This is a genomic window from Paenibacillus sp. J22P90, assembly GCF_059692195.1.
In genome coordinates, this window is sequence record NZ_JCAUAY010000007.1 from 64302 (window position 1) to 86295 (window position 21994).

General features: G+C 45.7%; 20 protein-coding genes. 2 read left to right on the forward strand and 18 right to left on the reverse strand.

Annotation, left to right across the window (positions count from 1 at the left end; all coding sequences use genetic code 11):
• Positions 1 to 31: 31 nt before the first annotated feature.
• The 14 genes from AC58UX_RS22125 to AC58UX_RS22190 form a co-directional block, all read right to left on the reverse strand.
• A complete protein-coding gene (locus AC58UX_RS22125; protein WP_497256706.1) occupies positions 32 to 1924 on the reverse strand; it encodes a hypothetical protein in 1893 nt (630 codons plus the stop codon).
• Between the two features lie 26 nt (positions 1925 to 1950).
• Positions 1951 to 2490 (reverse strand): PulJ/GspJ family protein, encoded by a 540-nt coding sequence (locus tag AC58UX_RS22130; protein WP_497256708.1) that lies wholly within the window; start codon positions 2488 to 2490, stop codon positions 1951 to 1953.
• Between the two features lie 6 nt (positions 2491 to 2496).
• Complete coding sequence (locus AC58UX_RS22135) at positions 2497 to 3027, reverse strand: type IV pilus modification PilV family protein (RefSeq protein ID WP_497256710.1); 531 nt, start codon at positions 3025 to 3027, stop codon at positions 2497 to 2499.
• Between the two features lie 37 nt (positions 3028 to 3064).
• Complete coding sequence (locus AC58UX_RS22140) at positions 3065 to 5443, reverse strand: vWA domain-containing protein (protein WP_497256712.1); 2379 nt, start codon at positions 5441 to 5443, stop codon at positions 3065 to 3067.
• A 15-nt stretch (positions 5444 to 5458) separates the two neighbouring features.
• Entirely contained in the window at positions 5459 to 6658 is a 1200-nt protein-coding gene (locus AC58UX_RS22145) for an S-layer homology domain-containing protein (protein WP_497256714.1), read from the reverse strand.
• On the reverse strand, positions 6659 to 7729 hold the full coding sequence (locus AC58UX_RS22150) for a type IV pilus twitching motility protein PilT (protein WP_497256716.1): 1071 nt from the start codon (positions 7727 to 7729) through the stop codon (positions 6659 to 6661).
• 17 nt (positions 7730 to 7746) lie between these two features.
• The gene (locus AC58UX_RS22155) at positions 7747 to 8469 is read right to left on the reverse strand and encodes a hypothetical protein (RefSeq protein WP_497256718.1); all 723 of its coding nucleotides are present in this window, start codon (positions 8467 to 8469) and stop codon (positions 7747 to 7749) included.
• 8 nt (positions 8470 to 8477) lie between these two features.
• Positions 8478 to 9089 (reverse strand): PilN domain-containing protein, encoded by a 612-nt coding sequence (locus AC58UX_RS22160; protein ID WP_497256720.1) that lies wholly within the window; start codon positions 9087 to 9089, stop codon positions 8478 to 8480.
• Between the two features lie 4 nt (positions 9090 to 9093).
• Positions 9094 to 10092 carry a type IV pilus biogenesis protein PilM gene (gene pilM, locus AC58UX_RS22165; RefSeq protein ID WP_497256722.1) on the reverse strand — a complete coding sequence of 333 codons (999 nt, stop codon included), beginning with the start codon at positions 10090 to 10092 and terminating at the stop codon, positions 9094 to 9096.
• Positions 10093 to 10166: 74 nt separating this feature from the next.
• Positions 10167 to 10814 (reverse strand): prepilin-type N-terminal cleavage/methylation domain-containing protein, encoded by a 648-nt coding sequence (locus AC58UX_RS22170; RefSeq protein ID WP_497256724.1) that lies wholly within the window; start codon positions 10812 to 10814, stop codon positions 10167 to 10169.
• A gap of 35 nt (positions 10815 to 10849) precedes the next feature.
• Complete coding sequence (locus AC58UX_RS22175) at positions 10850 to 12061, reverse strand: type II secretion system F family protein (RefSeq protein ID WP_497256726.1); 1212 nt, start codon at positions 12059 to 12061, stop codon at positions 10850 to 10852.
• Positions 12062 to 12103: 42 nt separating this feature from the next.
• Positions 12104 to 13834 carry a GspE/PulE family protein gene (locus AC58UX_RS22180; protein WP_497256728.1) on the reverse strand — a complete coding sequence of 577 codons (1731 nt, stop codon included), beginning with the start codon at positions 13832 to 13834 and terminating at the stop codon, positions 12104 to 12106.
• Positions 13835 to 13891: 57 nt separating this feature from the next.
• Positions 13892 to 14887, reverse strand: coding sequence for a VanW family protein (locus tag AC58UX_RS22185; RefSeq protein ID WP_497256730.1), 996 nt, complete (start codon positions 14885 to 14887; stop codon positions 13892 to 13894).
• 625 nt (positions 14888 to 15512) lie between these two features.
• A complete protein-coding gene (locus AC58UX_RS22190; RefSeq protein ID WP_497256732.1) occupies positions 15513 to 16358 on the reverse strand; it encodes a helix-turn-helix transcriptional regulator in 846 nt (281 codons plus the stop codon).
• 364 nt (positions 16359 to 16722) lie between these two features.
• Between AC58UX_RS22190 and AC58UX_RS22195 the strand changes: the two genes are divergently transcribed.
• Complete coding sequence (locus tag AC58UX_RS22195) at positions 16723 to 17592, forward strand: SDR family NAD(P)-dependent oxidoreductase (protein ID WP_497256734.1); 870 nt, start codon at positions 16723 to 16725, stop codon at positions 17590 to 17592.
• A gap of 6 nt (positions 17593 to 17598) precedes the next feature.
• On the opposite strand, the gene AC58UX_RS22200 is transcribed toward AC58UX_RS22195, so the two are convergent.
• Positions 17599 to 18057 (reverse strand): SgcJ/EcaC family oxidoreductase, encoded by a 459-nt coding sequence (locus AC58UX_RS22200; protein WP_497256736.1) that lies wholly within the window; start codon positions 18055 to 18057, stop codon positions 17599 to 17601.
• A gap of 240 nt (positions 18058 to 18297) precedes the next feature.
• Between AC58UX_RS22200 and AC58UX_RS22205 the strand changes: the two genes are divergently transcribed.
• A complete protein-coding gene (locus AC58UX_RS22205) occupies positions 18298 to 18792 on the forward strand; it encodes a cysteine dioxygenase (RefSeq protein WP_497256738.1) in 495 nt (164 codons plus the stop codon).
• Between the two features lie 58 nt (positions 18793 to 18850).
• Here AC58UX_RS22205 and AC58UX_RS22210 read toward each other — a convergent pair whose 3' ends face one another.
• The 3 genes from AC58UX_RS22210 to AC58UX_RS22220 form a co-directional block, all read right to left on the reverse strand.
• A complete protein-coding gene (locus AC58UX_RS22210; protein WP_497256740.1) occupies positions 18851 to 20233 on the reverse strand; it encodes a glycine--tRNA ligase in 1383 nt (460 codons plus the stop codon).
• Positions 20234 to 20580: 347 nt separating this feature from the next.
• Positions 20581 to 21381, reverse strand: a complete 801-nt coding sequence (locus AC58UX_RS22215; RefSeq protein WP_497256742.1) for a carbon-nitrogen family hydrolase — start codon at positions 21379 to 21381, stop codon at positions 20581 to 20583.
• Between the two features lie 62 nt (positions 21382 to 21443).
• Positions 21444 to 21980: a DUF1572 family protein gene (locus tag AC58UX_RS22220; protein WP_497256744.1), complete on the reverse strand. Its 537-nt coding sequence runs from the start codon at positions 21978 to 21980 to the stop codon at positions 21444 to 21446.
• Positions 21981 to 21994: the final 14 nt, after the last annotated feature.

The window sequence follows — 21994 nt, forward strand, 5'->3', positions numbered from 1 at the left end:
GGTACCTCCTTCCAGAATGGTTAATCTGTAGTTACTTGATGTATTTTACGTTCTTTACAAACACGTTAAAATTCTGTGTCGTTGGGATGCCATCTGGCGGCTTATCGTAAAGATTATCATCATAAAAAATTTGCAGCCTGGATGGTTTCGTATTGCTTAACTGCACCTCTGGTACGTCCTTGTTCCAGTTCGTACTGCCTTGGTAGCGAGTAACCGAGCTTCCACCGCCACTGGTCAAATCACCTCTCACCGCGTTAAGCTCAACGCCTCCGGTCCCCCCATGTATGCCGCCTGTCAGCCATAGCTTTGACATAACCCCATATAAGCGAATACCTTCCTTGGTGTAGAAGAAAGCGCGTACAATCTCATCGCCCGCATTCGAGCTATTCCCAAGTACGATTTCTCCTGAAGCAACAACAATCAGCGGCGTTAACGATGAGCTCGTCGCACCCTCAACTTCTTTGTTAATCGACGTCATCTGCTTTAACTCCACATTGCCGTCAACATACACGGTTCCTTGCAGCCAAACGTTCCCAATGATCTTCAAATCACCTTTGATGTACATCGTGCCCTTAGGAAAACGGAAACCGTTATTCAGTGTCACGTTGCCATCTACAGCGACGAATTTACCTGCTGCTAATGAAAGCTCTCCTCGAAGATCAGCAGCAACTAAATTAGAATCCGGCGACTTTACATAAACGGAACCATTACTGAGGTTGAGCTTCGAGGCATCATTCGCCATCGTGAGAACCCCATTGTTAACGAACATATCCGCCTCTGTTGTTGCGGAGACCGCATCCTTCACGTTTACTTCTCCGTCAACGGTCACCCACAAATCGTTGTACAACATACTCTTGTTCAAATCACCAAACAATGGCGGCAATTCAATCAACTCGGGATCTGGAGCCGTATAACCGCCTAAAGCAGCTAATTTGGCCGTTAACTCAGTTTGCGTTTTATTCGAAACATACCCTTGCACATCGACATCGACATCTGGATCAAGAGTAGGATCTTCTAATGGAAAATGTTGCGGAGCAAAATAGGACGGCTGTACAATTTCACTCGTATGTGTCAATGGCGGAAACTCCGTCACACCATCAGACTGTGTAAAATTAAACTTCCCTGGCGCTATCGTATCGGCATCCCCATTGACTCGAATGAAGCCACGGATCGCTGGAAGTCCCGTCTGAATACCATATTTACTCCGATTAGTGCCACTCGTAGTTCCCGTAAATAACGCTTCATCGCGGATTTGCAGATGATTGGCTACATAAATATCTCCTGTTATGGAAGGTGTTCCATTTAACACCAGATCTCCGCTAGATGAAACCGGATATCGAAAAACAGGATTAATCGTACTTACATATACGGTCATTTCTTTCGTTACGATCGTTGAAGGCTTACCCTCCATGATGCCTCGCGAAGTGATGATAAATTTACGTACATAGGGAGAATCTGGAATCGTCAATGGCTTAATGGCCGGTGATTCTGGATTCGTAGGTTTAGCAAGTACGATATCAACTTGGTAGCTACCTTTTTTTGCTTCAACCACTTCCCCGTCATTCCCCTTTGGATTATCCGGGTCACCTACATGCTTATCAATAAATGGCAGCATCAATGTTAATTGATTCTCTACATTTCGAACGCGATTCCGGTAGTTCGTTCCCCCAATAGATTCACCATTGGCAACGGCTCTTCGAATTTGGGCGAGAGTGTCATCCAGCCCCTTCTGCGCAATCGCCTCCGCTTGAACGGCAGATTCCGTTGTAGCGGCTTGAATCGCTCCGCCTCGCAGCACGCTCATAAGAATGAGCCCCATCATGGTCATTAATACGACAGCCAGCAAGGCGATAACGAGCGCTGAGCCTTGTTCATTGTGCATCCTCGGTTGGAGGCCATTGTTGTCTTCATCCCTAGAGTTCACTACATGCCTCCTCCAATCCGTAACATTTAATCATTGCGAAATAGTGGGATTTGCGAATTAATCACTAATTTCGGATTATCTGCTTGCTTATACTTATCCGCATTGATTCGGGCATACTCTAGCGTCACTTGAACACGGTCATGATTCTGACTCGCTTCACTTAAACTGCCCTCACGAATCGTAAAGTTGCTTCCTAGCTGGAAAACACTCTTTACTACATTCGTTCCAGCTTCTCTAATCTCAATTTTCCCGCCGCCTGTTGGATCAGGTTTAACTTCCATTTCATAGAGATCAATATAAATATCTGCCTTCTCATTTTTCTTAGCATAACGAATGATCTTCTTATCTGTTCCCTCATCCTGAACATAGATCGCTTCCTTCAGCTCCGAAATAATCTGGCTGTATAACCCGTCTCCTTGATTACGCATCTGGGTTTCCATCGTGACTCGTTTATACATCGACACGCCCATTAGCATAAAAGAGTACAGGATGGAAGCTACCATACCGAAAATCAGTATGGCAGCCAATAACTCAATTAAGGTCATCCCTTTCTCATTGCGCTCCATGCGGCGCTACCACCTTTTGATAAGATACGTATCGAGTGTCGTTGATGATTTAGCAGAAGGCGCTTCAATGGATTCTTGACCCGACCAATATACCGTCACGTACATTTGTGCCAAGTAATCGTCCGCATCGTTGCGAAAGGGATCTGAAGCCTCCCAGCGGGCATAGCTCTTATCCAGCTCAACCAAATAGCGGTAGGTCGTGCCATTAATTTCCGTTGCTTTCAATCTGCCTTTCATCAACTCAGATCCATTACTCGATAAGTCCCCTGAAAATTTAGGACTGCTCGTCAGCTGAGAAACAATGGCAGCATCATAGCCCGTTTTGAAAACGTCTCGCAGCTCAGCTGCTTTCAATCGAGCTAAGTTGGCGCCAATAATTTTGCGGCTCTCTTGAGCCGATTTATCCACAGCTGAGGTGAAATAGCCCATCAGCGTGACGCTGATAATCGACATAATCGTCACAGCAATCAAGATTTCCACGAGTGACATACCGTCTTCGTTAGGCCCCACTTGCTTCAGACGTTCATTGCGGCGCACCGTTAGTCCTCCTCACTACCTCACCGATTTCGTCAATCTAGTTGTTGTTTTGTTCTGTATCGAACTGAACCGTAAACGGCTGTTGCACGATTTCCACATTGGAACTGTCCACCAACTTAAGGAACACATAATAAGTGCCTGATGTCGTGTTGGTTTTCGTCGTTACCGTTAATCGTTTCGATGTTAAAGGTTTCCATTCACTTTTTTCCGGTGTAGCTGAGGACTGTTTAATTACGTAATACATCGCTTTCAACGTGTAGCCTTCCTCTTTGTGGCTGCCAAACGTGCGATCAACAACTGGATACTTCTCATCTACCACCGTTACACTAACCGGTTTGTCCGATATGTCCCCTGCGTTATAATTCACGCCTTTTAGCGTAGCGGTTGGACCTGGATTTATTACGAAATACTCTGGCGTTTGAGCTGTCGAAGTTGTTCCACCAATGGAAGTCGCTTCAAAATGAATTTGGTGCCAGCCTTGACGTTTTTCAACCGTATCCAGTCCTGTCACATCGCTTAATCGAAACGCATATGTATTCCCATTCCTTGTCATCTTCGATGAGCTTGAAGAGATCGACAGCGATTTATTATCGAACCAAACTTTTACACCAGTTACGGGGCTGAGGTTATCGGTTGCCGTGATATAAATAATCGCGTCATCCGTAGGATTCACAATATTATGGCTCCAGCTGATCATTGGCCCCGTGCTATCTAAGGAAACATTTCCGGTCGCTACTGCACCTGAAATCGGAATCGTTGCGCTTCCGCTAATTGCATTGGTGAATGCTCGCGTTTTGAAATTGACGCCATTGCCATCTGGAATGATGACACCGCTCGTCGTTTGTGTTTGCCAATTGCCGTTATCAACGGAAATCCCATAGCCAGCAATATAGTTACCTCGGAAATCATCATTGGCATAAACAGTTGTACTAGGAAGTTGTGTAGTTGAACCAGACACAGAACGCAGCTTTCCAGGTCCGACATGCCAACCAGTTTCAACAATCGGCTTCCCTGCTCCATCGATAAGTTCATAAGCTAATGGTGCTGATGGCTTCAAATCAAATTGGTCTGTCGTTCCATCCTTGTAACTAATTCGCACGACGGAATGGAGATCAGAATCAACAAAATGAATATCTGAGATCGCTACATTCTTATTCTTGATCGTCCATTGTTTTTGTTTATCACTAGCTCGTAAACGTTGAAGTTCTCCTTGACTGTTGCCAATATACACATTGCCATATTTATCAACCACACGAACACTGACGGACAGCTGTGTATTAAAATTAATGTTAAATTGACGATCAGCGCTGCAAGCATCTTTATATGTTACTTTGGCATCTTGCAGTGGATAGTCACCCGCAGCAGTATCTGGAATTAATTTGATCGCAAGATCAATCTTGTCTTGAGTGTAAGGGAAATCAATATTGCCCACATTAACCAGAACTTCATGTGTTGCCGAGTCATAAGACACGTTCGAAGCATTCTCCCCTGGCGCTAAAATAAAACCAGCAGGAATCGGTTGACGAAGCTGTACATTTTTGAGCTGTGCTGGCGCTTCGATCGTTTTCGTTATGTTATCAAATACAGTTGAAAGCTGGCTCGCAGAGCTGGCTTGATAAGCAGTCCCGCCTGTCTTGGTGGCGATATATTGCAGCAAATCCAGATCAATTTCGTCTGATCCAGATGTTGCCAGCGCAATCGTATAAACCTTAATTCCTAAACCGGCAAGCACATCTGCGTCTGCTTTTGCAGCATTCTTAGCGCCTGTATCATTCGTTATTACCTTATTACCGTCGTTTTCATTGGTCCATACAGTTGCTTTACCATCAGTAAGCAAAATAATTTGTTTTATGGGCTTGGTTCCCGAAGCTGTTAACATCGTCTTCGCTTTGGCAAGACCATCATCAATATTCGTGCTGCCTCCAGAACTTAATTTGTCAATTTCCTTTTGAACATTAATATAATCCGTTGACAAATCAAGCACTTTTGACGCATCGGAGCTAAATTTAATAAGTCCGAGGCGGTCCCCCATGTTCACCGCTTTAAATTTATCCGTTAACGTTGCCGAAGCCGTTTTCAAAATACTAAGACGAATAGGCGTCCTGCTATCATCTTTGTCCATATGGTAGGCCATACTGCCAGAAACGTCGGCTACGAAGGCGATATCTACCGGGTCACGTCTTTGCGTAACGGTGTGTGTACCACTCGGATCTAGCGTGTAATTAATCGTGACTACTTGATTTCGTTCAATACTGGTGACAGGCACATTTCCTACACCGCTAATGGCTAAGCAACCATTGTCAGTCTCAGTCGCATAAGCTGGATTCGATCCAGCGAAAGCAGGGAGCATACTCGAGAGCAGCATCCCGGCTAATAGGATCGCACTTTTCTTTTTCGCTTTTTGATACCAATGCATGGTTGGAACTCCTTCCTATAACATATTGATGATTCTAGAAATAACCTTGAATGCCTCAGCACGAGTGAGTGACCCTTGCGGTCTAAACGATCCATCTTCATATCCGCCTACGATACCTGCGTGAATGACATTTTGTAGTGACGCTTTGCTAAGCTCTGTTAAGCTTTCGATGTCATTGAAGTCGCCAGTACCTGTACCACCTTTTACGGCATATTTCTGTAAAATGCGATCGACCAACCCGACCATTTCAATCCGTGTAATCGGTAAATCTGGAGAAAAGTTCAGATCTACAGGTCGTAGATCAAGCAGTCCCATCGCTTGTGCAGAAGCAACCATGCCGGTTGACCAATGCTTGCCCATGTCCTCGTAGCCCGCCACCGGCGTCTTCACCGTTTCTATGCCTAAGGCTTTGACCACAAGCGTAATAAATTCTGCTTTCGAAAGCGTACGATTCGGACGAATCGTGCGATCTTCGTATCCATCAATGATGGATTTTTGCATCAGATCCAGAATCTCTATTTTTGCCCAATGGGTCTCAGCATCAGTAGGAACTGCGGATACAGATGTTTGTTTCCATGTGCGTAGTGTCGGAACGGCTTCCGGCATATCTGCCGATTTTTTAACCGATCCAAGTGACGGCGCAACAGCGCGATCTGGATTCTGGAAGGCGATGCCATACACGTTTACCAAACCGTCTGAAGTCACTTTCGCACTCCCATTTTGTGCAGCTTCCGCATCGGTGGGAATGTTAGCCCAAGGCACTTTGCCCAGGTAGCCCTTAACTCTGTAAAATTCTTGGGAGGCGCTTTCAAAGTACGAACGCGTCGTCTCTTCAACATCTGTGGCATGAAAGTCTAGCTTACCCGCGCTATCAACTCCGATTTCATCCCAGAAAACGACCAAATCGTTATTATCCCGAGAAATCGCGCCTGTCCAAATTTTCACATGTGCGCCCGAAGCATCTGCTTGTGTCACTACCGCAAACGGCTCTTTCGACACAATCATGCCAACCTGCCAGCCCGCTGGTGATAGCTTCATCGTTTCATATTTCTGATTCCGAGCTTCATAATCAAGTCCTAGTAAAACTGTGAATGGATTACTCGCCTGTAAAGTAGCTGCTGTGTTCACCGCTGCCTCGCTTGCAAGCACCGCTGACGGTGACAAGATGGATAAAGCGAGAACCGCAGTAACAAGTGCGTGTTTATTTCGTTTCATTTAATCCTCTCCTATGGTCATCTCGTATTCTTTAATCGCATCTCGGTGGATAATACCCTCTTCAACTAGCTGTTTCAGACTGGATACCATGGTTTGCATGCCGATTTGTCGGTTCGTTTGGATGACTGATTTGATTTGATAAATCTTTTCTTGCCGAATTAAGTTAGCAACCGCAGGGGTATTGATCAGTATTTCAAGCGCCATGGCTCTCCCTCTGCCATCCAATCGTGGAACCAATCGCTGGGATAGGACGCTGATTAGTACAGAGGCAAGTTGTACACGAATTTGTCTTTGCTGCTCGGTCGGAAATACATCGATAATCCGGTCAACAGTTTGAGGCGCATCCGGGGTATGTAGCGTCGCAAGTACTAAGTGACCTGTTTCAGCAGCCGTAATAGCGGTCTTAATCGTTTCTAAGTCCCGCATCTCGCCGACTAGAATAACGTCTGGATCTTGACGAAGTGCAGCTCGCAAACCATTGGAGAACGTCAATGTATCGATACCGATTTCACGCTGTGCGACTAGACAGTTTTTACTTGGATGAATGTACTCAATCGGATCTTCTAAGGTGATGATATGTTTCTTCTGCGTTTCATTGATAAAATCGATAATAGAGGCCAGTGTTGTGGACTTCCCGCTACCTGTAGGACCTGTTACTAGAACCAGCCCTTGATGTTTATGAGCAAATTCCTGAACCAAATCAGGTAAGTTTAAGCTAAAAAGGGAAGGCACCGTCGTCGATAGGACACGAAATACCATGTTAATACTACGCTTTTGCTTGAAGACGTTACCCCGATAACGAGAAAGGCCAGGAAGCTCGAACGAAAAGTCGACTTCTCCTTTTTTGGATAACGTTTCATACTGCTCTTTGGTCAAAATCTCTTTCGCCATGCGATGGGTATCGTCAGGCGAAAGCACCACATCAACTACCTTCATAAGCTTTCCATGAAGCCTCATGAGTGGTTCTGTGCTGGCATTAATGTGCAAATCAGAAGCCTTCGATTCGTAAGAAACACGCAGCAGATCTTTCAGTGATAACGTTTCAGACGTCGTTGGTGCTGTCATACTCATCGTATTCCTCCTGAATTTTAGTAGATAGGATTTGTCTTGCCAGCAGGCTTATTGTATGGAAGCGGCAGCGGTGCTTTGAAGAACTTCTGCAAGCCAGGTGCATAATACGAAACTAAGGAAATGTTGACCGTAATCTCTCGTTTTGACGCATTCAATTTCACGGGTGCTGCGCCTTTCACGGCAAACGTCAGTTTATCCAACTGCAGCAAACGATTCGTCGTTTGTAATTCACTTAGAAAACGGTGAATCTGCTGATAATCCCCTTTGGTCGTTGTGTTAAGCTTGATTGGAATAGCAAGTGAAGGCATCACGGGTGCAGCTACCGGAGCAGCGGTTGTACCACCATTCGCAGTACTTGTGCTATTCTGAGGAGTGCTAGTAGGAGATGTGACCACCGGATCTGCGGCTTTGCCAATTTCAAAATTGTAGCTCGCTAACGACATTTTCGTGATGACCTCTAACATCCGAACCTCACGGATCAGCCCCTCCACATCCGGCACTTCAGGCACACGGCTGCGTGTTTTGGAAAGACTCACTTGCTCAGCAGCGCCAACTGCGCTTCCACCAGAAGTCCTTTTATTTATCGCTTCAAGCTCTTGCTTCTTTTGGACTAATAAATTGGCTTTGGACGCCTTTTCACTTTGCAGCGGAGAGACGAAGTTGATATAGACCATCACGAGCGCCAACGTAAGGATGATGGCTACGATGATTTGATTCCTAGTGCTGTTAAGCATGCTCATTCGTTTGATCAACCTTTCTTGGTGGCATCGGACTTGTACTGAAGCTCAAAAGTGGCTTGAATGACAGGTAACGGTGGTTCCGTTGCCGCTGGTACCGCTTTATCCTCTGGCGCTGCGGCCACTTTATTCATCCCGCTTGTCGAAATTAATGTAAATGAGGTCGATGCCTTCGTCGCCTGCATGAACGTAATGACATCCTCACTAGAAGCAAAATTTCCAGTCACCTTAAGCTTGTTGCCATCTCCAAAGTTGAGTGCAGTGATATTCGACGTCAGTGGCATTAAAGCTGAAAGCTTGTCCAGCACATCCGTTGCTAAAGGCTTGCTCGCCTGGATTTGCTTCGGAATCGCGATGAAATCGGCAACTGCCCCTGCCGTTGGGGAATTGGCAAGCTTCGATTGCCCTTCCTTAATTTGAAGGTTCACTTGCTCAATTGCTTTGTTCGTCTTTGTAATTTCTGACTTTGCACTCATATACATCCATCCCATGCCACCTACGACCAGAACGATTGCCGTCATAAACACATAGCGGAGAAGCGGACTCGTTCCTGCTTGCTCCTCATGCCGCACTTGCAGCAAATTAATTTCGATGGACTGAAGCTTTTGTACGCTTGCGCTCATCGTCTTAAGCCCCTTTCATCGCCAGTCCAACTGGAACCGCGTAAGCTTGACATGTTGTATCTTCATCTTTCAGAATGGCCTGCAACGGAAATGAAGTAATTTCCCCAGTGAACGCACTTTCCAGATGCTCAGGCAGTGCTGTGATCCATTCATGATCCCCTACGAGATAAACGAGTTCAACATGCTTCTGATCGGTGGAAACGGTATATTGGAAGTAATTCAAGACACGACCTAGCTCCATGGATAGGTTACGTGCATACGCCGCAAGTTGATCGGTCCCTGTGTCCAGAAAGAAGCTCGTATTGATCTGAATCGAACGAAAGAATACCGGAATGCCATCCACAAATATGCTGACATCCGCATGATCTGGCTCGACATGCAGCAGCATGAATCGTTCCTTCATCGCGGAGCCGGTTAACCGAGTATGACGTACTAACATGCGGTGTAAGGCAAGCGGTGCGAGATCAACAGCTACAGGCACTAGCCCTGATTGTTTGATGACATGCGCATAGCTTTCAACCACTTCACCCGGTGTTGCAAAAATAAGAACTTCCTCTTGCGCAGAGGCTTTAGACGATTTCAAAGCGCCTTCCGTAGAAGCCGCTGCCTCATCTTTTGGTGCACCCAGTCGCACGAAATCAAAAACAGGATTCTTAAACGGCAGCTGCTGCCCGCCATGCAATTCAACGTCGATCATGTTGCGTAATGCTTTATCTTTTAAGGCCGAAAAGACCGATTTACGCAGCACCACATTGGAAAGCGGTACTGTGACATTGATATGCGCACCTTGTAACCCAATTTGTTTCACTAAGGTTGAGATACGACCAATGACCGCGTCTTCGTCCACGAATTTTCCGTGTTTAATACTGCCTCTATCCAGCGCAATAGAATGACGCTGTGTCAGGGTAACTTGTCCATTCACGTTCATAATTTCAACTAGCTTCGCTTCTGTATCCGAAATTTGCATGCCGTATGTGTACTTGCTCGTTTTCTTTGCGAACATTGCGGTAACCCCTCTCGGTTATGCATGACTTGAAATGGGCGCGCCGCCGGGGGCGGCGCGCTTGTGGATCTTAATTATTCTTGTACACCGTTAGGACCAGCAGCACCTGAAGCGAATTTCAAACCATCGATTTCGGATTCAGCTTTATTTGTGATGTGTGTTACGCCTCCACCTTTTTTCACTAGTGTAATATTATAAGTGTAGTTACCTGTCGTTTGATCTTGAGTAACAACAACCTTAGAGTTAGCACCATCATAATCATTCGGTTTGTCAGAAGGGTTTTTAGGAACAGTTTCTAAGAATCCGCCTGCGAATAATTGATCAAGGGACCATCCTGTAGCTACTGTAGCTTCAGCCGGGCTTAAACCTTGGCCTGTAATCATTAAACGCGTTGCATCAATGACCATATGTGCATTGGATTTATGTGCACTTACGCGTGTGTTTTTAATAATCCCACCAACAGAAGGAATCGCGATTGCTGCGATGATTGCGATGATAACGATAACGGCTAGTAACTCGATTAAAGTCAAACCTTTTTGGTTTTTGTTTAACTCTTTCAAAGAAAATTTCGAAAATTTCGGTAAACGGAAACTCATCTTTTTGTTGTTGTTCATTGTCAATTCGTTCATAGCATTCCCACCTCTAGGTTTATTTTGGTTATGTACCTGGTCTTGCCAAACGGGTGTTACATTATGTTGTGGTGCAGTTAAAACCGGCGTCACGTGTTTCTATCACCTCCCTTCAAGCTAGTCTGCATTTAGTTGAGGAAATTATCGTACATTTTGAACATCGGACTCATGATCGCTGCAACAATCACACCGACAATGCTGGAAACAAACAGCAACATGAGAGGTTCAATCACCGCCTTCAATCGATCTACACTCTGATCCACATCTGCTTCGAAGAAGTCAGCAATTTTCGATAACATATTATCGACTTGTCCGGTTTCCTCGCCGATGATTAACATTTGTACGACCATCTTCGGGAAAATACCGCTTTTCTGAATCGGCTCCGAGAGCATCTTTCCTTGCTGCAAGCTGTCTTTCGCCTCTCGGAGAACCTTGGCAATCACGCGATTGCCAACCACTTTCGCGGTTACATCCAGTGCCTGCAACACAGGTACTGCACTTACGAACAGCGATGACAGCGTACGTGTCATTCGAGCAACTGCAGCTTTTTTGAGGATAATACCAAAAACCGGAATTTTAAACTTGATGACATCGACCCAGTACTTACCTTCTTCACTTGAAGTAAAGCTTCGATATAAGACAATCACACCGATCAGACCTGCCAAGAACATCCACCAATAATGAACGATTGCATCACTGGAGCTCATAACGAATTTGGTAATTAGTGGTAATTCCGATCCTTGCTCTAAAAACATATCCGCAAAGGTTGGCACAATCTTCAGAAGGAGGAATATGACAACCCCGACGGCGATAATTAAGACGACAATCGGATACGTCATCGCTGATTTTACCTTTTGAACTGTTTTGTGCTCTTTCTCGTAATGATCCGCCATTCGCTCTAGCACTTCATCTAAGTTACCGCCCGTTTCACCCGAAGCCATCATATTGACGAACATGTCAGGAAATACTTTCGGATGCTCGCCCATCCCTTTGGATAAGGGGTGACCGCTGCGGATTTGTTCGGATATATCGCCAAGCGCCGCTTTCAAATATTTGGACGTTGATTGATCTTCCAGAATCGAAACGGCTTGATCAATTTGAATACCTGCGCGAATCAACGTGGCGAATTGCCGACAGAAGATAACAAAGTCTTCTAGCTTGACCGCACGACCGAAGTGGATTTCTAGATCCATCGTCGTCTTCTGCTGCTCCTGAATGCTGCGAATCGTGATCCCACGTCCCCGCAGCTCTGTGATTGCCAGTTGCTTGTTCTGGGCTTTCACCATGCCCTTCAGCTTCTTGCCGCTTTCGCTGACGGCTTCATACGTAAAGTTCGCCAAGCTGTTGTTCACCCCCAATCAACACTTACATGCCAGCTGCCACTACTCGTCTGCGACAGCTTTCAACACTTCTTCTATCGTTGTATGCCCTTGTCGTATCTTGAGCAGACCATCATAGAGCATGTTCTTAAAGCCATGCTTAACCAAATGCTGCTCTAATTCGCTGACTGGACGATTCTGTACAATCAGGCTGCGCAGTGGTTCATCGACAACCAACAGCTCGTGAACGGCAATACGGCCTTTGTAGCCTGTTTTGTTACATGTGCCGCAGCCTTTGCCTCTCGTTACCATGACAGGCTTTTCTGTTGCTCTTGGTGCAGTAAGCGGAACCACGACACCAGTTCCCGTACCCGCAAGCTGTTGTTCATTGCCGCCTAGCAGCCCATGCGTTTCCAGCAGCTTGAGTTCGTCCTCTCTGGCAGGTACCTGTGCCGCACATTCCCGACATACACGCCTTACTAAACGCTGTGCAACGATACAAGAGAGCGATGAAGCAATTAAGTAGGAATCAATGCCCATATCTACCAGACGGCTTATTGTACTCACTGCACTATTCGTATGGATGGTGCTTAAGACTAAATGCCCCGTAAGGGAAGCACGCACGGCAATTTCTGCTGTTTCCGCGTCCCGGACCTCCCCGACCATGACAATGTTCGGATCTTGTCGAAGGATGGAGCGTAAGCCGGATGCGAAGGTTAATCCAATCTGCGAGTTGACCTGGACTTGCGTGACGCCATTCATCCGATACTCGACCGGATCCTCAACCGTAATGATTTTGACATCATCCCCGTTTAATTGTCCGAGTGCTGAATAGAGTGTTGACGTTTTCCCGCTTCCTGTAGGCCCCGAGATCAACATGATGCCATTCGGCTTTTGAATCATTCTGTCGAATTTCACCAGGTTCGCTTCGCTAAGCCCTAGATCTGCTATTTTCTTAACACCTGCAGATTGGTCTAAAATCCGGAGAACGATACTTTCCCCATGGACCGTTGGCAATGTAGATACCCGGATATCAATCCTGCGGTTATCGACTTGCATCTGGATCCGACCATCCTGCGGCAGTCTGCGTTCGGCGATATTGAGCTTCGCAATGATTTTCAATCGCGCCGTCAGTACACCTTGCATATGCTTGGGCAGCGCTTTCTCTGTTCGAAGCACCCCATCAATGCGGTACTTCACAATCAGTTGCTTCTCTTGTGGATCAACATGAATATCGGACGCCCTCTGCTGCACGGCGGATTGTATGATCTGATTGACTAGTTTTACAATCGGTGAGCCTTGATCATTCGCTTCCGATTCCTCGTCTTTGATTTCAATTTTATCCAAGTCGACCATCAGCTCATCGACGGATTCTTTCATGCCATAGTTTTTCGTAATCGCCTGTTCGACCTCAGAGCGAATGGCAATGACGGGCTGCACACTCATGTTCGTCGCCATCCGAATTTCTTCAATGGCACCATAGTTTAGCGGATCAACCATCGCTACTTTAATTTTGCCATTTTTACGTTCGATGGGAATGACACAGTGCTTACGAGCAAGCGTTTCTGGAATGAGTTGAACCGTCTGCATATCGAGATGCGTTTCAAACATGTTAACGACTGGAAACCCTAGCTGAAACTCCAGCACTTCGACAAGCTGTCTTTCTGTAATCAACCCTTTATCAATGAGAATCTCACCGATTTTCTTCCGTGTGTGCACTTGTTGCTTCAGCCCTTCTTCGAGCTGATCTTCCGTGATGAGTCCGTTCATGACAAAAAGTTCACCTATGCGCATTGGGGGGTCCTCCCTTCTGTTGATAGAGTACGTAACGGATCTGTGCAACCTTATGATCTATGGTGATTTAAGCTCTTCCGCTGTTGGCGCCTTTGCGATAACGATTGGACGCGGTGCGTAAAAATCTTTATATATCAGCTCGTTCTTGCCATCATTCTTCTCGTCAGCGAACACTTTGACCAGCAATCCTGATTGACCTTCACTCCGTTTTGCATCACCTTGACCAGCTAGCGTAAAATCCGTTACAAAAATGCTTTCCGGTGCGAATACTTCTTTAGTAACCGAAATTTTAGGTGCTTTCCAATCCGCCTTCGGTTTCCCATTGAATGTTACGATGGGTGTTTCACCGTTATAAATCACGCCTACCGTAAGCGGAACGCCTAACGAATTGTAGAATGTCAGATCTTTCTGCTCACCTTGAAAATCTACATCAAATCCAGCAGGTGCATATGTCGGGTTATCCTGATGCGCATAACGCTCACCGACTTGCAACCCAGCTCGCAATGCCGCTTCATACAATAAAGATGCTACATGCGATAGCTCGTCTGCCTTCTTCTCAGGCACCTTACCTTTACTAAGCTCAGCAACCCAAGCTTGAAAGGAGAACAGCTTCCCTGGCTCCAACTTGATCAACCCCGCCTGCTCAAGCCAGGCTTTCACATTGGTATTCACAGCTACAATACTTTGCGCTTGCGAGATGACCTGTAAACCTGTCGTTGCAGCTGGCGCTGATGATGCTGCTGGTGTACTTAATGGTGTACTTGCCGGTGTAGTTGTCGGCGCTGCCGATGACGTAGCCACTGGACTTGCAGTTGGTGCCGGTTTCACCGATGGCTTCGCATTTTCTTTCTCTGAACCAGCGGCCAGCGCAATTCCTTTTGTTGAAGCATTGTCGGTGGTTTTCCAAAACATCAAGCTTTCCAGCTTGTGCTCCGAATTCCACTCGATGAACCCTGCCGCCGATAATCCATATACACTTCCAGAACCGACGACGCCTAGAAGAAGAATCCATTTAATAGGCTGCAGGATCAAGGCCTTTCTTCTTTGTCTCATAGCCTACCGTCCCTCAAAGCTCGACATTTTCCCTCCCGTTTCGGTGGGATGCCTCAAATATAGACGGTAATTTCTGTAGAGCAAATCATACATATTTATTAATTCGAATGAACTAATGCATTCACTATAATTCTTTAGCCACGATAGCCGTTCATGGGCCATTTTATAGGGATTTCAAGCTACTTGGACGCTTAGTCAGAGGACTAGAGTCGGGAAATCACAGCGTAAGTCATACCTAGGAAGCGGTTTCATCTAGTTCTTTCGGAGCGTGGGAAAGCGACTTATCCAGTCACCTCGCTATATACCATTTGCATAGGTATCCGATATAACGTGTTTTTTCAGCAAAATCCTTAAAAAATGGGTCTTACTCGTGAACATAGTAAATGCAACGTCGAGCACTTCGGAGTGAAACCTTGGCGAGCTGCCTAGGAATCTTAGCGATTTCGTCTGAAAAAATCGAGTTACGCCTATTGATCAATTGCATCAGGAGCCCTAACTCGAAAATATCGAGTTACGTTTGACAACCATGTCAAAAAAGCCCCCATCCCCACAAAATTCGTGTGAATAGGAGCTTTTTTATATATCAGGTGAACTATTTCTTGTTTTGACTCGTCTATATGTATATCTAGATCGCACCAAGAACGCTCAGAATCAGTGAAGCTTTGGAGTTTACTTTCAACTTGCGATTGATTTTCGTTACATAGACGCGAACCGTATTCTCACTGATGCCCAAAACCTTGCCGATCTGCTTATAATCATAATCCAGCAGCCAATATGTGGCGACTTCCTTCTCACGGAGCGTCAGCTTGAACGCTTTCAGTCGTTCTTCCAGCATTTCTTCTACAAACCATGTTTTACTTTGCAGCTCCGTTTTCCTCAATTCATATTCAAGGAGAAGCGCAATCGATTTGATGCATGGATACATAAAAGGTGCTGAGATGTATTGAAATGCCGTCAAAACTAAATACCCCATAATCTGATTATCAGCAATTTGGATGGGAACACACATCGTCACCCAATTGTGCATCGTATCCAAATAATGATCCTCACCGCTGATCCAAACTGGTCGCCCAAGATCAATAGCAGCTGATACCGCATTAGTCCCCGCACTTGAGAGAGATAACGAAGAGCCAATGCCAATATTATTTAAATTAGCAGCTTGCAGAATCGATCGTTCATCCCCATTAATCGTTAAAATGACCCCGTGATTATCCGTTACCATCAATAAATTTGGAAAGTAAAACGTATTCGTCTTCAAATGCGCTTGTCGAAGGATGACATCCATGAGCACTTGGTTTTTAGCTAGAAGCCTCTCCATCATCTTGCCCTGCACGCGAAACCTTACACGCGTCGAATCTCGTTGAACGCCATTCAGAAATGATTTTTCGTGCAGCTTGGCAATCTCCGCTTGTGAGATCCCGACTCTCTCCGTGAATTCATGCATTTGCGTCTCTTCAGCTAATCCTGTCATCAATCCCACTCCCTTTCTCTATATACCTTTGAAATGAACTGGCATTTATGCTCTGAGTGAAATAGATAGCGTTGTCTCATGCCTTGATTACAATCAACACCTTACAAAATTATGTATTTTTCGCGCATGTGACACTAACTATAAGGCTCAAATCGAATGCTTGAAATAGTGCAAAGGTAGTAATTCTAAGAAGATAGTATACTTGCACTAAAATAAGACAGCGTTTGCATGATTATTTGCAGGATTAAGGATTTCTGGCATGTGCCGTTCGTAGGATATATACTAAATAGAGAGCTATACTAGCACTAGGACTTACTTTAATTTCCATAATGAGATGACAATAGCAAAGGTGGATACGGAACAAATGACAAAAAAACTACACGGCACTGTAGCTTTAGTGACAGGGGCTAGTCGCGGCGGCGGTCGAGGAATCGCTTTAGCGCTTGGAGAAGCCGGTGCAACCGTTTATGTCACAGGACGCAGTACGCGCGCGCAATCGAATAGCGATAATGACAGAGGTACGATTGAGAATACAGCAGAGGCAGTTACCGCTCGAGGTGGTGTGGGGATCGCCGTTCGTTGTGATCATACCGTAGATGAGGATGTTCAAGCACTCTTTGCACAAATTCAACAAGAGCAAGGTAAACTGGATATTCTCGTAAACAATGCGTGGGGTGGTTATGAAAATATTGAGGATGGTGATTTCCTAGCACCGTTCTGGGAGCAGCCCATGGTTCGCTGGGATAAAATGTTCAATGCAGGACTGCGCGCTCAGATGGTTGCCAGCCGCTATGCGATGACGACCTTTTTTCTGGAGCAGAAGAAAGGTCTCCTCATTAATACAGGTGTATACTCCGACATTGGAGGGGATTATCCGGTTAGCGTCTTTTACGACACGGTGAAACGAGCCGTCGTCAACATGACCCGCGCCATGGCTCAAAATCTCGAAGCAAATCAACTGCCTGTAACCGCGCTATCATTAGCACCTGGTTGGATGCGAACAGAAGCGGTGATGCAGCATTATGAGCTTCAACCTGACGACCCTACTTTTATGCAAAATGAGGAGCTTCACACGACAGAATCCGTGGAGTATATCGGTAGAGCCGTCGTTGCTCTTGCCTCTGACCCTCAAGTACACCTGAAAGCAGGACAACTTTGGGAGGCTGGCGGCCTAGCGGAGGAATATGGCTTCACCGACGTTGATGGCAGACGGATGCCACCGTTTCGGGTCTAACTATCCTTAATTCTTCGATTTAGACTTATTCATGAACCATTTTTGAATAAAATTAGGCGGTTGGATGCGGCAGTTATGAAAAGCTGCAATTTTCCATTCGCCTTTTTCCTTTACCACAACGTTCGTATTAATGGAGTCTCGATTTTTAGGCGCTGTCTTCTGCCACCGTAATTTAATCGCCCCTACTGCATGTGCAATAGCCAACTCTGGTGTAATGAAGCGAACTTGAAGTGAACCACCCTCAACCATGACGGAACCACGCAATATCCCATCAAATAATGTCTGATGAATATCTCCGATCGCTTGACGCCCCTTAATATGCTGGCCAATAAACGTCACATAATCGGCATCCTCCGTAAAACACGCTCCAAACGCTTGCCCATCATGGGTATTCCATGCGCTACTTAATGCTCCAAAGATGGCTAAAATTTCTTTCTCATCTTGCTCATTTCCTATTACCTGCATCTCATATCATCCTTTCATTATCGCTCGAAATCGTTATCTTCTACTATTGTGTCAGAAGCAACATCTACAAGCCATACCGCTAGAGTAGGAACAATTCCCCGTCTACAGACCGATTTACACGCAAAATTATGCGAATTAGCCATAACCGTTTAAAACTCCGAGGCATAGTATATAAAAAAAACTTATCCTTTCCCAAATTAATTTTGATAAAGCGATGAGAATGCCTAGGAGGCGGAAGCCATGACGCTCGTCAGCGCAATTGAACAGACATTCTGTAAGTTGCATACTCCAACCTTGGAGCAATTAAAAGAGGCTCTTCAATCGATAGAGCAAGAACTCATCTTCGTTCCTGATTACAAAACGGAGCCAATCCATCTGCCTTATGGTAGAAATGTCGTGTATAGCACGCCACATCTGGAAGTCATCGTCATTCATATTCCCGCTTCACGTTCAACGGCCATCCATAATCATGGCTCGTCCGTAGGCGCGGCCTATCTGGTTGCCGGATCACTCGTAAATTCAATCTTCGCTTTAGACAATGAAGACGGTTATCCGATCGCTCAGAAAGACGATTTCATTCAGGCTGGAGAATATTTCACAGCACCTGCGGAGCAAATTCATCAGCTGAACAATCCGTTTCATGAAGCGGCCATTTCAATCCATGTGTATACACCGCCGTTACGTGAAGTTCGACGTTACTTACCTTACAGTGAAGTTTTGGATTATGTTATCTAAAACAAACAAAACCCCTTGAAAGCCAACGTCTTTCGACGAGCTTCCAAGGGGTTTTCGATTAAAATTGAAGTGCGTTTTCGATAAATGCTTTCAATTCGGAAATCGGCATACGTGTTTGTTCCATCGTATCACGATCTCGAACCGTTACTTGACCATCCGTCTCGGACTCAAAATCGTACGTGATACAGAATGGCGTACCGATCTCATCGTGACGACGGTATCTTTTACCAATCGAACCAGTATCATCGTAATCAACCATGAAGTGCTTCGCAAGATCAGCAAATACTGCTTGTGCACCTTCATTTAGCTTCTTGGAAAGTGGGAAAATCGCAGCTTTCATCGGCGCCAATGCTGGGTGGAAGTGAAGAACAGTACGGCTGTCGTCGCCTTCCAGCTTTTGCTCTTCGAACGCATCAATCAGAAGCGCCAACGTTACACGGTCTGCACCAAGGGAAGGCTCGATGCAATAAGGAACATAACGCTCATTCGTTTCTTGATCGATGTAATTGAAATCTTCACCGGAATGCGCCATGTGCTGCTTCAAATCGTAGTCAGTACGATCCGCGATACCCCAAAGCTCGCCCCAACCGAACGGGAATTTGTATTCGATATCCGTTGTCGCATTACTATAGTGGGACAACTCATCCTCGTTATGGTCACGAAGACGAAGGTGATCCGCTTTAGCACCTAGGGAAAGCAACCAGTTATGACAGAAGCTTCTCCAGTACTCGAACCATTTCAAGTCCTCACCTGGCTTACAGAAGAACTCAAGCTCCATTTGTTCAAATTCACGTGTACGGAACGTAAAGTTACCTGGCGTGATTTCATTACGGAAGCTTTTACCGATTTGGCCGATACCGAATGGCAGCTTTTTACGCATCGTACGCTGTGCGTTTTTGAAGTTAACGAAGATCCCTTGCGCTGTTTCAGGACGTAGATAAACCACGTTGGAGCTAGCTTCTGTTACGCCTTGGAACGTTTTGAACATCAGGTTGAACTGACGAATATCTGTGAAATCTTTGCTTCCGCAATCTGGACACACGATGTTGTTCTCCACGATCAGCTTCATCATGTCATCAAACGTCATACCATCGACGACGATTTCGATATCTTTCTCAGCCAGCTTGTTTTCGATCAATTTATCCGCACGGTGACGGGCTTTACAGCTTTTGCAATCGATCATTGGATCGTTGAAGTTACCTACGTGACCTGATGCCACCCATGCTTGTGGGTTCATTAAGATCGCCGCATCTAACCCTACGTTGTATGGGGATTCTTGAATGAATTTTTTCCACCATGCGCGTTTAATGTTGTTTTTCAATTCAACACCAAGCGGACCGTAATCCCACGTATTCGCCAAACCGCCATAAATTTCTGAACCTGGGAATACGAAACCTCTGTGCTTCGCTAATGCGACTACTTGCTCCATCGTTACACTCATTGTTCAATCGCTCCTTAAGCTTCTAGTTAGTGGGACAATCGCCCGATGACGACCGTTTGGACATGAGCAAACATCAAAAAAGCTCAACATCCAAAGGCATCAAATAATGCCTAGGGACGAGAGCTTGAGCACCCGCGGTTCCACCCTAGTTGATACACCCTACAAAGCATGTATCCCCTTTATCGTATTGGCTCCGGATAGCCGTTTCCTTGAGCTTCATGCTGGGCTTACACCAAACCCCAACTCGCTGAATATGAAGTAAATCAAGTACTATTCATCCTTCACAGCCACAATTGATCATTCAATTGGTTTTAGTTTACAAAATATCGCTGCAAAAATCAACTTCCCTAATATAAATGGGGCCTGCGATCTTCAAAAACGGGTATTTTGCCCCGTACTCGCACAACTTCTTCCAAATCAATCGTCGCTCGGAGAATCGCTTCGCTCTCGTCGCCTTCCACGAGCACCTCGCCCCAGGGGTCGATGACCATCGAATGACCGAAGAAATTCGTCGTGCCGCTAGTCCCTACGCGATTACAGGAAACGACGTACATTTGATTCTCAATCGCTCTGGCCATAAGCAGCGTACGCCAATGATGCAGACGCGGATGCGGCCATTCCGCAGGCACGAATAAAATACGAGCGCCATCCAGCGCCAATCTGCGTGATAGTTCAGGGAAACGAATATCGTAGCAAATCATCGCTCCAGCCGGAACACCTTCCAACTCAAATAAGCCCACTTTTTCACCGCTGTGCAGGAATTTCTCTTCGTCCATGAGTCGGAACAGATGGATTTTGGAATACTCGACGATCTCGCGACCTTCGCGGTCCCAAGCATAAATCGTGTTGAGCACACGATCCCCTTTTTTATCCGCAATTGATCCGCCAATAATATTTACGCGATGTGTACGAGCGAATTCACTAAGGAACGCTTTAGTTCGTTCGCCATTTACATCCGCAAGTTGATGAATTTCAGTTAAGGCATAACCTGTATTCCACATTTCGGGAAAAATAAGCACATCGGGCTTCTTCTCGGCTACCATCGCTTCCTGAAGCAGCTTCGCTAAGTGAGCAAAATTCGCGTCAGGCTCACCGATCGTAATATCCATTTGAATAAGTGCAAGGTTAAGTAATTGATTTTGAGACATGGATGAAGACTCCTTCCGGTTAAAAAAATGCTTTATGTGTACATACTAGTCGAAATGTGCGCCTAACTCAACTTCGCTGGTTTAAAAAACTTCGACTGCCCTCTCGCAATACTGAGCGTCTTCCAATCTTGACTGGACCAATGCTTGCAAAGCAGCACAATTTGCCCGACATGATAGCCGTAATGCGACACTTGTCGTTGAATCGCTTGGATAACCGTAAGGCTTTCCCCACGAATCTGGATTTCAGACAGCACATCCTCTGGTGTTAAAGATTGCAATGTAGCAAACAGTACTTGCCAACCTGCTTCCCACAAGGCAATTAGATCTTCTCTTGAACGATTCTCACTTTCAAATTCACCATCGCGGTCGCGCGCCTCTTTTTCCCCATCGGAGGTTAAGAAATCGGTCCAACGGGACAACATATTCCCATGCATATGCTTTATAAGCACTTCCAGAGAATTCGATTCTTCATCTAATGTCTGATAAAAGAAAGCCTCGTCGGTTTGGGCAAAAGCTTTATCCGCCAGCACCTTCATACTTTGAAATGCACGTATCGATTCCTGTAAAAAAACGTCTGCAACTTGCGTGTTCGTTGACATCCGCATTCATCTCC

Excerpts from the sequence above, each read along its gene's own strand:
- AC58UX_RS22185 (WP_497256730.1), bottom strand. The coding sequence starts at position 14,887 with ATGAGACAAAGAAGAAAGGCCTTGATCCTGCAGCCTATTAAATGGATT.
- AC58UX_RS22155 (WP_497256718.1), bottom strand. The coding sequence starts at position 8,469 with ATGAGCATGCTTAACAGCACTAGGAATCAAATCATCGTAGCCATCATC.
- AC58UX_RS22145 (WP_497256714.1), bottom strand. The coding sequence starts at position 6,658 with ATGAAACGAAATAAACACGCACTTGTTACTGCGGTTCTCGCTTTATCC.
- AC58UX_RS22210 (WP_497256740.1), bottom strand. The coding sequence starts at position 20,233 with ATGAGTGTAACGATGGAGCAAGTAGTCGCATTAGCGAAGCACAGAGGT.
- AC58UX_RS22190 (WP_497256732.1), bottom strand. The coding sequence starts at position 16,358 with ATGACAGGATTAGCTGAAGAGACGCAAATGCATGAATTCACGGAGAGA.
- AC58UX_RS22215 (WP_497256742.1), bottom strand. The coding sequence starts at position 21,381 with ATGTCTCAAAATCAATTACTTAACCTTGCACTTATTCAAATGGATATT.
- AC58UX_RS22220 (WP_497256744.1), bottom strand. The coding sequence starts at position 21,980 with ATGTCAACGAACACGCAAGTTGCAGACGTTTTTTTACAGGAATCGATA.
- AC58UX_RS22150 (WP_497256716.1), bottom strand. The coding sequence starts at position 7,729 with ATGAGTATGACAGCACCAACGACGTCTGAAACGTTATCACTGAAAGAT.
- AC58UX_RS22180 (WP_497256728.1), bottom strand. The coding sequence starts at position 13,834 with ATGCGCATAGGTGAACTTTTTGTCATGAACGGACTCATCACGGAAGAT.
- AC58UX_RS22205 (WP_497256738.1), top strand. The coding sequence starts at position 18,298 with ATGACGCTCGTCAGCGCAATTGAACAGACATTCTGTAAGTTGCATACT.
- AC58UX_RS22160 (WP_497256720.1), bottom strand. The coding sequence starts at position 9,089 with ATGAGCGCAAGCGTACAAAAGCTTCAGTCCATCGAAATTAATTTGCTG.
- AC58UX_RS22200 (WP_497256736.1), bottom strand. The coding sequence starts at position 18,057 with ATGCAGGTAATAGGAAATGAGCAAGATGAGAAAGAAATTTTAGCCATC.
- AC58UX_RS22195 (WP_497256734.1), top strand. The coding sequence starts at position 16,723 with ATGACAAAAAAACTACACGGCACTGTAGCTTTAGTGACAGGGGCTAGT.
- pilM (WP_497256722.1), bottom strand. The coding sequence starts at position 10,092 with ATGTTCGCAAAGAAAACGAGCAAGTACACATACGGCATGCAAATTTCG.
- AC58UX_RS22130 (WP_497256708.1), bottom strand. The coding sequence starts at position 2,490 with ATGGAGCGCAATGAGAAAGGGATGACCTTAATTGAGTTATTGGCTGCC.
- AC58UX_RS22140 (WP_497256712.1), bottom strand. The coding sequence starts at position 5,443 with ATGCATTGGTATCAAAAAGCGAAAAAGAAAAGTGCGATCCTATTAGCC.